The organism is Microbacterium sp. AB, assembly GCF_032878875.1.
Taxonomy (GTDB): Bacteria; Actinomycetota; Actinomycetes; order Actinomycetales; family Microbacteriaceae; genus Microbacterium; species Microbacterium betulae.
On the sequence record NZ_CP118157.1, the window covers coordinates 1,428,505 to 1,441,021 of the forward strand.

Genomic DNA, 12,517 nt, shown 5'->3' on the forward strand with positions numbered 1-12,517 from the left:
GGCTAGTGCGTGTCCTCGGCCTCGATCTCGGTGCGGTCGCCGCTCCACTGCGTGTGGAACGTGCCCTCCTTGTCGATGCGCTTGTAGGTGTGCGCGCCGAAGAAGTCGCGCTGGCCCTGGATGAGCGCGGCGGGCAGCCGCTCGGCGCGGATGCCGTCGTAGTAGGCGAGCGACGACGAGAACGCCGGCGAGGGGATGCCCGCCTGCGTCGCGGCGACGACGACGCGGCGCCAGGCGTCCTGGCCGCGGGTGAGCGCGTCGGCGAAGTACGGCGCCGCCGCGAGCACGGGGAGGTCGGCCTGCTCGGCGTAGGCGTCGGCGATGCGGTTGAGGAACTGCGCGCGGATGATGCAGCCGCCGCGCCAGATCTTCGAGATCGCGCCCAGGTCGATGCTCCAGCCGTACTCCGCCGCTCCCGCCCGGATCTCGTCGAAGCCCTGCGAGTAGGCGATGATCTTCGAGGCGAACAGCGCCAGGCGCACGTCCTCGATGAACGCGTCCGCGTCGTCGACGTGGAAGTCCTCCGCCGGGCCCGGGAGCCCGGCGGCGGCGGCGCGCTGCTCGGGGTGCGACGACAGCGAGCGCGCGAAGGTCGCCTCGGCGATGCCCGACACGGGCACGCCCAGCGACAGGGCGGTCTGCACGGTCCAGGCGCCCGTGCCCTTGGCGCCGGCCTGGTCGAGGATGACGTCGACGAGCGGCTCTCCCGTCTCGGCGTCGACCTGGCGCAGCACCTCGGCGGTGATCTCGATGAGGTAGGACTCGAGCTCGCCGGTGTTCCACTCCGAGAACACGTCCGCGATCTCGGCGGGCGTCTTGCCCGTCCCGCGGCGGATGAGGTCGTAGGCCTCGGCGATGAGCTGCATGTCGGCGTACTCGATGCCGTTGTGCACCATCTTCACGAAGTGGCCGGCGCCGTCGTGGCCGACGTGCGTGACGCAGGGCTCGCCCTCGGCGACCGCGGCGATGGACCTCAGGATCGGGCCGAGCGTGACCCACGACTCGTCCGACCCCCCGGGCATGATCGAGGGGCCCGTGAGAGCGCCCTCCTCGCCGCCCGAGATGCCGGCGCCGACGAAGTTGATGCCCGTCTCGCGGACGGCCTTCTCCCGGCGGATGGTGTCGGGGAAGTACGCGTTGCCGCCGTCGACGATGATGTCGCCGGGCTCGAAGACCTCCACGAGCGCGTCGATGACGGCGTCCGTCGGACGGCCCGCCTTGACCATGACGATCGCGGTGCGCGGCTTCGAGAGCGAGGCGGCGAACTCCTCGTACGAGAACGCGGGGATGAAGCCGGCCTCCGGATGCTCGGAGAGGAGGTGGTCGGTCTTCTCACGACTGCGGTTGTACACGGCCACCGTGTTGCCCTCGCGGCTGGCGAGGTTGCGGGCGAGGTTCGAGCCCATCACGGCGAGGCCGACGACCCCGATATTGGCGCTGGCGGGGGTCGGTGAGGCGTCGGTCACGCGCATCTCCTTGAACACGAGGAAAATCGGACGTGTCCAGGCTAGTCGCCTCGCACCGTCTCCGCGTCGAGCCCCGGCCCGCCGGACAGCGGCGGGCCGGGGCTCACTTCTTGTAGGAGCTCTGGCGTCCGAGCGTGAACAGGGCGCCGGCGACGAGCACCGCGGTGACGGCGGACACCCCGCCGATGACCCAGAGGAGGATGTGCGAGACGAATGCGCCGTCGAGCATGACGGGGACTCCTTCGTTTGACGGTCCGCGTCGCGGCGCGAGGGCGCCGGACCGGGGAGACGTGGCGGATCTGCCTCCCATCGTAATCGGCGTCGCTCCGAGCGACCGGCGATAGCCTCGGGGGATGGATCAGTGGGTGCCGGACGTGCTCGGCGACGGGTTCTCACGCCGCACGCTCCCGCTCGTCCCCGACGTGGAGGGCGAGGTCGTCGCCACGCTCGTGCGGCATCTCCCGCCTGCTCGCCGCCCCTGGACGCCGCGCCCGCCGTTCGAGGACGTCGACGTGCTGTACGTCCACGGGTGGTCGGACTACTTCTTCCAGAGGCGGCTCGCGCGTTTCTGGTCCGAGAGGGGAGCCCGCTTCTTCGCGCTCGACCTCCGCAAGTACGGCCGGAGCCTGCTGCCGGGGCAGACGCCCGGCTTCGTCGCCGATCTCGCGACCTACGACGAGGACATCGCCGCCGCCCTCGCGGCGATGGATCCGCCGCCGGGCCGGAGGCTCGTGCTGCTGGGGCACTCGACCGGCGGCCTCACGCTGAGCCTGTGGGCGTCGCGCCATCCCGAGGTCGCGGCGGCCGTCGTCCTCAACAGCCCGTGGCTCGAGTTCCAGCTGAGCGCCATACGTCCCGCGATCGCCCCCGTCGTCGGCATCCAGGCGCGCTGGCGGCCGATGGACGCGGTTCCCCGCGTCGACCTGGGCTACTACGCGCGCGCCCAGGCGGAGACGGCGGACCCCGACGATCCGATGGAGGTCGACCCGGCATGGCGTCCGACGTCCGCCAGGACCGTCCATGCGGCATGGCTCAACGCCGTCCTCGACGGCCACGCGCAGGTCGCCGCCGGGCTCGCGATCCCGGTCCCGGTGTGCGTCCTGCTCTCGGCGCGCAGCGCGACGCCGAACCGCTGGTCGGACGACCTCACACGCGCGGACTCCGTGCTCGTCGTCGACGACGTCGCGCGGGCGGCGCTCCGGCTCGGCCCGTCGGTGACGGTCGAGCGCATCGACGGCGCCCTGCACGACGTGTTCCTCTCGCGGCGCGCGGCGCGGGACGAGGCCTACGCCCGGATGGACCGCTGGACGCGGGGCTTCCTCGCCCGCTGACGTCCTCCGCCGCGCCGCGGTTCTGCGGGCGTCCGTCGTCGGGTACGATGGAGTCATCCTCGGCGAGGGATGTCCGTGCGTGCGCGCTGTCAGGACGTCCGTGATCGACGCGGCGAAGCGGGCCCCGCGCTCTCCTCACGCGATGCGTTCGAGTCGAGAATCCGAAACGACCTTCATGCGGCTCCGCTCAGCCGCGTGTCCCACGAGGAGCAACACCATGGCTGACCAGAACAAGCTCGCGGCAGAGATCCGCACCGAGTTCGGCAAGGGCTTCGCCCGCCGTCTCCGCGCCGCAGGCAAGATCCCCGCCGTCATCTACGGCCACGGGACCGACCCCGTGCACGTCGCGCTGCCGGGTCACGAGACGAGCCTCATCATCCGGCAGGCGAACGCGCTCCTCGCGCTCGACATCGAGGGCACCTCCGAGCTGGCGCTCGTCAAGGATGTCCAGCGCGACCCGGTGCGCCAGATCATCGAGCACGTGGACCTCCTCGTCGTGAAGCAGGGCGAGAAGATCACGGTCGACGTGCCGATCGTCGTGCTGGGCGAGTCCGCGCCCGGCACGATCGTCAACCTCGACACGACGACCCTGTCGCTCGAGGTCGAGGCCACGCACATCCCGGAGCACATCGAGGTCTCCGTCGAGGGACTCGAGGAGGGCGCTCACATCATCGCCTCCGACGCCACGCTCCCCGCGGGCGCCTCGCTCGCGGGCGACCCCGAGGTCCTCATCGTCGCGATCTCGGTTCCCGCCGCCGAGGAGACCGACGACGAGGCCGCCGAGGCCGCGCAGGGCGAAGAGTCCGCCGCCGAGTAGGACCGGTTCTTCACGCGAGGGGGTGCGACGGGATCGCACCCCCTCGCGTCGTCTCCAGGAGGGCATAAGATGGCCGACACGTGGCTGATCGTCGGGCTGGGCAACCCCGGCCCGCGCTATGCGCAGACCAGGCACAACGTCGGGCAGCTGGTGGCCGACGAGCTCGCCGGCCGCCGGAGCGCCGCGTTCCGGCAGCACAAGGCCAACGCGCGCGTCGCGGAGACGTGGCTCCGGCCGGGGGCCGCGAAGCTCGTCGTGGCGAAGCCCAACACCTTCATGAACGTCTCGGGCGGACCTGCGGCGGGGCTCGCGAGATTCTACGGGATCGACGCGGACCGGATCGTCGTCGTGCACGACGAGCTGGACATCCCCTTCGACACCGTCAAGCTCAAGTCCGGCGGCGGTCACGGAGGGCACAACGGCGTCCGCGACGTCGCGAAGGCGCTCGGAACCCCGGACTTCGTCCGGGTGCGCGTCGGGATCGGCCGTCCTCCCGGGCGCCAGGACCCCGCCGACTGGGTGCTCGACCCGTTCGGCTCCGCCGAGCGCACGGCGCTCCCGATCCTCGTCGCCGATGCGGCGGACGCCGTCGAGCAGATCGTCGACGAGGGTCTCGTCGCGGCGCAGCAGAGGTTCCACGCGCCGCGCCCGTGACGGGCACGGCCCCGCAGGCCCCGCCGTCAGGCGCCGCCGAGGCCGATGCCCACGCCGAGCAGGAATCCGAGGAGGAACCCGGCCGCGACGATGACGGGCGCGGCCGCCGCGACGACGACGGCGGCGATCCCCGCTCCGCGGCCGCGGCGTCTCGCGATCGCGACGATGCCCTGCACGAGCGCCCAGACCCCGAACGCGGACGCGACCCACGCGGTGATCTCCCCCGTGAGCACCGCGTCCCGGACGGGCGACAGCTGGGAGAGGTCGAACTCCGGTGAGCCGGTGAGCTGCGCGTGCGCCAGCTGCGCGCCGATCGGCAGGCCCACGACGGTGAGCACGGACGCGCCGCCGACGAGGGCGGCCAGCGCGAGGACGAGGGCGACGCGCCCGAGCGCCTGCGAGGATCGCGGGGGCCGAGGGGCGCGCGGGTCGATCGTCGCGGCGAAGCGCGGATCCTGCGGCTGCGGGTACGGCGCGGCCGGAGGGGCGGGATAGGCGCCGGGAGCGGGCGGGTACGACGGCGGGTTCTGGTCGGCGCTCATGGCTCCATCCTAGGAAGTCCGGACGGCGCGTCGCGGCCGGCCGGACGCCGTCCGTGAATGCGCCCAGCCGGTCGCGCATAGACTCTTCCGGTGACTGTGCAGGGGATCGTCCGCGCTCTGGAACGGGACGAGTCGTTCGGCGACGCACTCGCCGTCGCGGCCGGCGATGCGGATCTCTCGCTCGTCGACGGCCTCGATGCGCCGGCCCTCGCGGCACTGCTGCGCCGCCGGCGCGAGAACGGCCATCCGCCCGTCCTCCTCGTCGTGGCGCCCACGGGACGCCGTGCCGAGTCGCTCCGCGCGGCGCTGACGGCCGTGCTGCCGGAGGCCGAGGTGCTCGACTTCCCCGCGTGGGAGACGCTGCCCCACGAGCGGCTGAGCCCGAGCCCCGAGACCGTCGGCCGCCGGCTCGAGACGCTGCGGCGGATCGCGTCCGCGACGGACGACGGGCCGCTCGTCGTGACGGCGTCCGTCCGTGCGGCGATCCAGCCCATCGCGCGCGGGCTGGGGGAGGTCGCCCCCGTCGTCCTGCGCGCGGGCGGCAGGGACCACGAGCTCGAGGACGTCGTCGAGCGTCTCGTCGAGCTCGCCTATCACCGCGTCGACATGGTGTCGCGTCGCGGCGAGTTCGCCGTGCGCGGCGGCATCCTGGACGTCTTCCCGCCCGTGGCGGACCATCCCCACCGCATCGAGTTCTTCGGCGACGAGGTCGAGCAGATCCGGGCCTTCTCCGTCGCCGACCAGCGGTCCCTGCCCGGCGAGATCGCCGAGGCGTCGCTCGTCCCCAGCCGTGAGCTCCTCCTGACGCCCGACGTGCGTCAGCGGGCGCGCGAGCTGCAGCACGAGTACCCCGGCATCGCGCAGATGCTCGAGCGGATGGGGGAGGGGATCCCCGTCGAGGGGATGGAGTCGCTCACCCCCGTGCTCGCCGGCCCGCTCGTCTCCCTCGTCTCCTACCTGCCCCGGGAGGCCGCCGTCGCGCTCGTCGACCCGGAGCGCGCCGCATCGCGGTCGATCACGCTGGGCGAGACGAACCGCGAGTTCCTCGAGGCGGCGTGGAGCGCGGCCACGGGCGGCGGCGTGGCGCCCATCAACCTCGACTCCGGCGACTTCCTCACCCTGGCCGCGCTGCGCGACGACGTGCGCGAGGCATCGGGCGTCTGGTGGACGCTGAGCCCGTTCGACTCGGGCGCGGCCGACACCGCCGCGGAGCTGGCGGAGGAGAACGACGAGGACTTCGCGGTCGACGCCCGCGATGCGATCCGCATCCGCGGAACCGCGGCGCCGACGTTCCAGGGCACGGCGGAGGGCGCCTCCGAGCACATCGGGAGCCTCGTGAAGGACGGATGGCGCGTCGTCGTGGCCGCTCCCGGCGCGGGGCTCGTCGAGCGCGCGCGCGACGTCCTGTCCGAGCGCGGCCTCGCCGCGCGCATCGTCCCGGCGCTCGACGACGAGCCGGAGCCCGGCGTCGCGACGCTCGTGCAGGGGGCCGTCGAGCGGGGCTTCGTCGTGGCGGGCGCGAAGCTCGCGGTCTTCACCGAGAACGAGTTCTACGGCCGCGCGATCGGCGGCGAGACGCGCGCCGTCAAGAAGCTCGCGTCGCGGCGCAGGAACGTCGTGGACCCGCTGCAGCTGAAGCCCGGCGAGGTCGTCGTGCACGCGACGCACGGCATCGGCCGCTTCGTCGAGATGACGCAGCGCGAGGTGTCCAGCGGCGGACGCAACCCGGTCAAGACGAAGCGCGACTACCTCGTGATCGAGTACGCGCCGTCCAAGCGCGGGTACCCGGGCGACAAGCTGTTCGTGCCCACGGACCAGCTCGACCTCCTGTCGAAGTACGTCGGCGGCGAGGCCCCCACGCTCTCGAAGATGGGCGGAGGCGACTGGGCGCAGGCGAAGGGCCGGGCCCGCAAGGCCGTCCGCGACATCGCCGTCGAGCTCGTGAAGCTGTACTCCGCGCGGATGGCCGCCAAGGGCCACGCCTTCGGCCCCGACACGCCGTGGCAGCGGGAGCTCGAGGAGGCGTTCCCGTTCGCGGAGACGCCCGACCAGCTGCAGACGATCGACGAGGTCAAGCGCGACATGGAGCGCCCGATCCCCATGGACCGGCTGCTCTCGGGGGACGTCGGGTTCGGCAAGACCGAGGTCGCCGTGCGCGCGGCGTTCAAGGCCATCCAGGACGGCAAGCAGGTCGCGATGCTCGTCCCGACGACGCTGCTCGTCAAGCAGCACCTCGAGACGTTCCAGGACCGCTTCGCCGGGTTCCCCGTGCAAGTGCGCGCGCTGTCGCGCTTCCAGAGCGACAGGCAGGCGCGCGAGGTCGTCCAGGGGCTCGCGGACGGCTCCGTCGACATGGTCATCGGGACCCACCGCATCCTCACCGAGCAGATCCGGTTCAAGGACCTCGGGCTCCTCGTCGTCGACGAGGAGCAGCGCTTCGGCGTCGAGCACAAGGACGCGCTGAAGAAGCTCAAGACCAACGTCGACATCCTCGCGATGAGCGCCACGCCCATCCCGCGCACCCTCGAGATGGCCGTCACGGGCATCCGCGAGATGTCGACGCTCGCCACCCCTCCGGAGGACAGGCATCCGATCCTGTCGTACGTCGGTCCGCACAACGACAAGCAGATCGCCGCGGCCATCCGGCGCGAGATGCTGCGCGAGGGGCAGATCTTCTTCGTGCACAACCGGGTGACGTCGATCCAGCGGGTCGCCTCCCACCTCGCCGAGCTCGTGCCGGACGCGCGCATCGCGGTGGCGCACGGGAAGATGGGGGAGCACCAGCTCGAACAGGTCGTGGACGACTTCTGGGAGCGCAAGTTCGACGTGCTCGTGTGCACGACGATCATCGAGACCGGCATCGACATCGCCAACGCGAACACCATCATCATCGACCGAGCCGACAAGTACGGCCTGGCCCAGCTGCATCAGCTGCGCGGACGGGTGGGCCGCGGGCGCGAACGCGCCTACGCCTACTTCGTCTACGACGAGAACAAGCCCCTCTCCGAGACGGCGGCGGACCGTCTCGAGACGATCGCCGTGCACAACGACCTCGGAAGCGGCATCCAGGTCGCCATGAAGGACCTCGAGCTGCGCGGCGCGGGGAACCTGCTGGGCGCGGAGCAGGCGGGGCACATCGCGGGCGTCGGCTTCGACCTCTACCTGCGGATGATCGGCGAGGCCGTCGCGACGTTCCGCGGCGAGGAGACGGAGGGGCCCACGGAGCTGCGGCTCGAGCTGCCCGTCGAGGCCCGCCTGCCGGAGTCGTACATCGACAGCGAGCGGCTGCGGCTCGAGGCGTACCAGAAGCTCTCCGCGGCCGCGACGGCGAGCGCGAAGGACGACGCCATCGACCTCGTCGTGGAGGAGCTCGTCGACCGCTACGGCACGCCGCCGCGGGAGGTCGACGGGCTCGTCGCGATCGCCCGGCTGCGTCGCCGGGCCGCGCAGGCGGGGCTGGCCGACGTCGTGGCGATGGGGCGGAACCTCCGCGTCGCGCCGGCGCAGCTGCCCGAATCCCTCCGCGTGCGCCTGCAGCGCCTGTACCCCGGCGCGAAGATCCTCAGCGGGGGCGAGGCGATGGTCGTGCCGCTGCCGGTCGCGGACGGCGAGCCTCTCGCCGACGCCGAGCTCGTCGCCTGGGTCGCGCAGCTGCTCGACGCCGTGTTCCCGCCGCCGAAGAAGGACGATCCCGCGGCGGAGTGAGCCGGATCAGGACGGGCGCCGTCGGGCTCGCGGTGAGCGGCCGTGTGCCGGCGGACCGCCGACGGAAGGATCGCGCGCGAGGGAGGGTAGGCTGACGGCAGGTGTGCCGGGAAGTCTGGTCGGCGGCGGATGCGGATGCATCCGGTCTCGTGATGTCGAGAGGACCCTGTGCTCCGTCTGCTGCGCTCCGAGCGCTTCCCCGCCTTCCTCCTGCTCGGCGCCGCGGCGCTGGGCCTCGTCGTCGCGAACAGCGCCGTCGGACCATCCGTCATCGCGTTCGGCGAGGCGCGCATCGGCGTTCCGGGCACCCCTCTCGACCTGTCGATCGCCCACTGGGTTGCCGACTTTCTGCTCGCGATCTTCTTCTTCGGCGTCGCGGTCGAGCTCCAGTACGAGCTCACGAACGGGCACCTGAACACCGTCGGGCGCGCCGTCAGGCCGGCGATCGCGGCGGCGGGCGGCGTGCTCGTGCCGATCGTCGTCTATCTCGCGATCGCGGGCGCTCCCGAGACGGCGTCGGGCTGGCCCATCCCGACCGCCACCGACATCGCCTTCGCGCTCGGCGTGCTCGCGGTGTTCGGACGAGGACTGCCCTCCAGGGTGCGCGTGTTCCTCCTCGCTCTCGCGATCATCGACGACATCGCCGGCATCGTCTTCATCGCCGTGCTGTTCGCGACCGACGTCGACCTCGTCGTGCTCCTGGCGGGGGTCGCGCTCGCCGCCGCCTTCGCCCTCCTCAGCCGTGTCGTGTCGCGGCAAAGAGCGCCCGTGGTCGTGCCCGTCATGATCGTCGTCGCGCTCGGCGCGTGGGCTCTCGTGTACCTGTCGGGCGTGCACGCGACCATCGCGGGCGTCCTGCTGGGGCTCGCCGTGCGTCAGGGCGAGGGCATGCGGGCGCGGCACGTCCTCGAGCCGTGGATCAACGGCGCGATCCTGCCGCTCTTCGCGTTCTTCGCGGCGCTCGTCGTCGTCCCGCAGGTCGCTCTCCACGAGCTGTCTCCCGCCCTGTGGGCGACCCTCGTCGCCCTGCCGGTCGGCAAGCTCGTCGGCATCGTCCTGTTCGGATGGCTCGCCATGCTCGTCCGCCCCCGAGGGGCCGAACCGGAGATCCGGGTGCCCGATCTCCTCGCGGCGGGCGCGCTCGGCGGCATCGGGTTCACCGTCTCGCTGCTGCTGGCGAGCCTCGCGTTCGCCGACGATGAGACGCTGCGCGACGAGGCGACGCTGGGCGTGCTCGGCGGCTCCGCCGTCGCCGTCGTGATCTCCTCCGTCGTCGTGACGTGGCGTGCCCGGCACCATCGCCGCAGCGCGGCGCGGGAGCGCGGGGCGCGGGGGTGCGGCAGGATGGCGGGATGAGCATGCGAGGGGATGACACCGCGTCTGCGGCGTCCGGAGGTGCCGATGGGCTGCAGCGCGCGGCCTCGATCATGCGGCAGGTGCGCGAGCGCTGCGTCTGGACGCAGGCGATGACGCATCGTGAGCTCGTGCCGTATCTCGTGGAGGAGTCGGCGGAGGTCATCGACGCCGTGGAGGCCGGCGATCGTGCCGGCCTGCGGGAGGAGCTCGGCGACCTGCTGTGGCAGGTGCTGTTCCACGCGGAGATCGCCGCGCACGACCCGGACGACCCGTTCGACATCGACGACGTCGCGGGTGCGCTGTCGGAGAAGATGGTCCGCCGTCATCCGCACGTCTTCGCGGACGAGGTCGCCGAGACGCCCGAGCGCGTGCTCGAGCTGTGGAACGCCGCGAAGGCGACGGAGAAGAGTGCGCGCACGTCCGTGCTGGACGGCGTCTCCCACGCGATGCCCGCGCTCGCTCTCGCGCAGAAAGTGCTGGCCAAGGGCGAGAAGATCGGCGTCGGGCTGGAGTACGTCGAGGCGATCGCGGCCGCCGAGGCGATCGCCGACGAGGACGGGATGGAGGGCGTGCTGCCGATCTCGGAGGAGGAGCTCGGCGACACGCTCGTCGGCCTCGTGGCGGTCGCGCGCTCCCGCGGATGGGATGCCGAGCGAGCCCTCCGGACGGCCGTCCGCGCGATCGAGGCCGACATCCGCTCCGCCGAGGCGGGCTGAGGACGCGGGCCGGTCTCGTCGCGCGGGGCCGTGGTCGACCGCGTGACCCCGCGAGAATCCGACCGCACGGTGAGAATGCCGCCGGCGTCGGGATCGTCGGCGCGCGGGTGGATTATTCTCGCGGTGCGGATGGATTCTCGCGGGCGGCACGGGCGGATGTCCCGCGGATGGGACAATGGGACGCGCTATGGCTTCCGTGAACCCGCCGCGCGGCATGCGCGACTTCCTCCCCGCTGACAAGGCCCGTCGCGAGCGCGTGCTCGCCGTCATCCGCGAGCGCTACCGCGCCCACGGCTTCGACGAGATCGAGACGCCCGTCCTGGAGGAGCACGACCGCCTGCACGCGGGCGTCGGCGGCGACAACGAGAAGCTCGCCTTCAACATCCTGCGTCGCGGACTCGACGCCGACGCGGTGCGCGCGGCCGCCGACGACCAGGCGCTGCTGAGCGACCTCGGCCTGCGCTACGACCTCACCGTCCCGCTCGCCCGTTTCTACGCGAGCCACCGCGGAGAGCTCCCCTCGGTGTTCCGTTCCATCCAGATCGCGCCCGTCTGGCGTGCCGAGCGCCCCCAGAAGGGCCGTTACCGCCAGTTCGTGCAGTGCGACATCGACGTCATCGGAGACGCGTCCTCGCGGGCGGAGGCCGAGCTCATCGTCGCGACGCTCGACACCCTCGACGCCCTCGGCCTTGACGGCGCCGACGTGCGCATCAACGACCGCCGAGCGCTCGACGCGATGCTCGAGGTCTTCGGGTTCCCGGCCGACGAGCGCCCCGGCGTGCTCATCACGATCGACAAGCTCGACAAGATCGGCCCCGACGGCGTCGCCGCCGAACTGCGCGTGCGGGGCGCCGCGGCGGGCGCCGTGGACGCGTTCGAGGCCTTCCTCGTCCGTCCGCAGGGAGGCGACCGCCTGCCGTTCGGCGACGCGCAGATCCGCGCGGCGCTCCCGGACGGCGTCGACGACGCGATCGTCGCCCACCTCGTCGGCGTCGGCGAGGCCGTCTCCGCCGCCCGCGGCGCCGACGCCGCCGGCTTCGAGGTGCCACTGCAGTTCGACCCGTTCCTCGTGCGCGGCATGGGCTACTACACGGGCACGATCTTCGAGATCGCGCACCCGTCCGTGTCGTACTCGCTCGGCGGCGGAGGGCGCTACGACGGGATGATCGGCCGTTTCCTCGGCCAGGACGTGCCGGCCGTGGGCTTCTCGATCGGCTTCGAGCGCATCGTGGACCTCGTGACGCTCGGCGAGGCGGATGCCGCGGAGGCGGTCGTCCTCGTGCACGACAGGGACGTGCCGGTCGCGGAGCTCCTCGCGCTGAAGGCGGCGTTCGTCGCCGAGGGGTCGCGGGTGCGTCTCGAACGGCGCACGAAGAACCTCAAGGGCCTGCTCGAGCGCGCGACGGCCGACGGGTACACGGCGTTCGCGACCGTCACCGCCGGTGCGGCGCGCGACGACGTGGAGCCGAAGCCCCTGGGCTGAGCAGGCCCGTCGTCCTCGATCGAGGGCCGAGCGACGTCTCGACGAGGGAGGGGTGTCGACAATTTATTCTATTTAAACTAGAATAAGTACATGCTCATCCGGATCGACCCCACGCGCGAGGAACCGGTGTTCGCGCAGCTCGCGGCGTCGATCCGCGCGGACGCCGTCGCGGGACGGGTCAAGCCGGGGGACCGGCTGCCGTCCGCGAAGGAGGTCGCAGGCTCTCTGGGCGTGAACCTGCACACGGTCCTGCACGCCTATCAGGAGCTGCGTGACGAGGGGCTCATCGACATGCGGCGGGGGCGCGGCGCCGTCGTCACCGACGCCGCCGTGGCGATCGCCGCGCTGGACGACGAGATCCGCGCGCTCGTGCAGCGCGCCGACGAGATCGGCGTCTCGCGTCAGGCGCTCGCCGGGCTCGTCCGCGCCGCACACGACTGACGCCCG

The 12,517-nt window shown here is 72.3% G+C and carries 11 protein-coding genes; 8 read left to right on the forward strand and 3 right to left on the reverse strand.

Annotated features, from left to right (window positions below; all coding sequences use genetic code 11):
- Positions 1-2: 2 nt before the first annotated feature.
- Together gndA and N8K70_RS06670 are read right to left on the reverse strand one after the other, a co-directional pair.
- On the reverse strand, positions 3-1,466 hold the full coding sequence (gndA, locus tag N8K70_RS06665; RefSeq protein ID WP_317140816.1) for an NADP-dependent phosphogluconate dehydrogenase: 1,464 nt from the start codon (positions 1,464-1,466) through the stop codon (positions 3-5).
- 103 nt (positions 1,467-1,569) lie between these two features.
- Positions 1,570-1,695, reverse strand: a complete 126-nt coding sequence (locus N8K70_RS06670) for a hypothetical protein (RefSeq protein WP_317140817.1) — start codon at positions 1,693-1,695, stop codon at positions 1,570-1,572.
- A 124-nt stretch (positions 1,696-1,819) separates the two neighbouring features.
- Here N8K70_RS06670 and N8K70_RS06675 point away from each other — a divergent pair, with 124 nt between their 5' ends.
- The 3 genes from N8K70_RS06675 (at position 1,820) to pth (ending at position 4,268) form a co-directional block, all read left to right on the forward strand.
- The gene (locus N8K70_RS06675) at positions 1,820-2,797 is read left to right on the forward strand and encodes an alpha/beta hydrolase (protein ID WP_317140818.1); all 978 of its coding nucleotides are present in this window, start codon (positions 1,820-1,822) and stop codon (positions 2,795-2,797) included.
- Between the two features lie 217 nt (positions 2,798-3,014).
- Positions 3,015-3,614, forward strand: a complete 600-nt coding sequence (locus tag N8K70_RS06680; RefSeq protein WP_317140819.1) for a 50S ribosomal protein L25/general stress protein Ctc — start codon at positions 3,015-3,017, stop codon at positions 3,612-3,614.
- Between the two features lie 69 nt (positions 3,615-3,683).
- Positions 3,684-4,268: an aminoacyl-tRNA hydrolase gene (pth, locus tag N8K70_RS06685; protein ID WP_317140820.1), complete on the forward strand. Its 585-nt coding sequence runs from the start codon at positions 3,684-3,686 to the stop codon at positions 4,266-4,268.
- Positions 4,269-4,294: 26 nt separating this feature from the next.
- On the opposite strand, the gene N8K70_RS06690 is transcribed toward pth, so the two are convergent.
- Positions 4,295-4,810 (reverse strand): hypothetical protein, encoded by a 516-nt coding sequence (locus N8K70_RS06690; RefSeq protein ID WP_317140821.1) that lies wholly within the window; start codon positions 4,808-4,810, stop codon positions 4,295-4,297.
- Positions 4,811-4,900: 90 nt separating this feature from the next.
- Between N8K70_RS06690 and mfd the strand changes: the two genes are divergently transcribed.
- From mfd to N8K70_RS06715, 5 genes are all read left to right on the forward strand, one after another.
- Positions 4,901-8,515: a transcription-repair coupling factor gene (mfd, locus tag N8K70_RS06695; protein ID WP_317140822.1), complete on the forward strand. Its 3,615-nt coding sequence runs from the start codon at positions 4,901-4,903 to the stop codon at positions 8,513-8,515.
- Positions 8,516-8,683: 168 nt separating this feature from the next.
- Positions 8,684-9,871 (forward strand): Na+/H+ antiporter NhaA, encoded by a 1,188-nt coding sequence (locus N8K70_RS06700; protein ID WP_317140823.1) that lies wholly within the window; start codon positions 8,684-8,686, stop codon positions 9,869-9,871.
- Positions 9,868-10,587 carry a MazG family protein gene (locus N8K70_RS06705; protein ID WP_317140824.1) on the forward strand — a complete coding sequence of 240 codons (720 nt, stop codon included), beginning with the start codon at positions 9,868-9,870 and terminating at the stop codon, positions 10,585-10,587. The genes N8K70_RS06700 and N8K70_RS06705 overlap by 4 nt, the downstream gene beginning before the upstream one ends.
- A gap of 187 nt (positions 10,588-10,774) precedes the next feature.
- The gene (gene hisS, locus N8K70_RS06710; protein WP_317140825.1) at positions 10,775-12,070 is read left to right on the forward strand and encodes a histidine--tRNA ligase; all 1,296 of its coding nucleotides are present in this window, start codon (positions 10,775-10,777) and stop codon (positions 12,068-12,070) included.
- 90 nt (positions 12,071-12,160) lie between these two features.
- A complete protein-coding gene (locus N8K70_RS06715) occupies positions 12,161-12,511 on the forward strand; it encodes a GntR family transcriptional regulator (RefSeq protein ID WP_317140826.1) in 351 nt (116 codons plus the stop codon).
- Positions 12,512-12,517 lie beyond the last annotated feature (6 nt).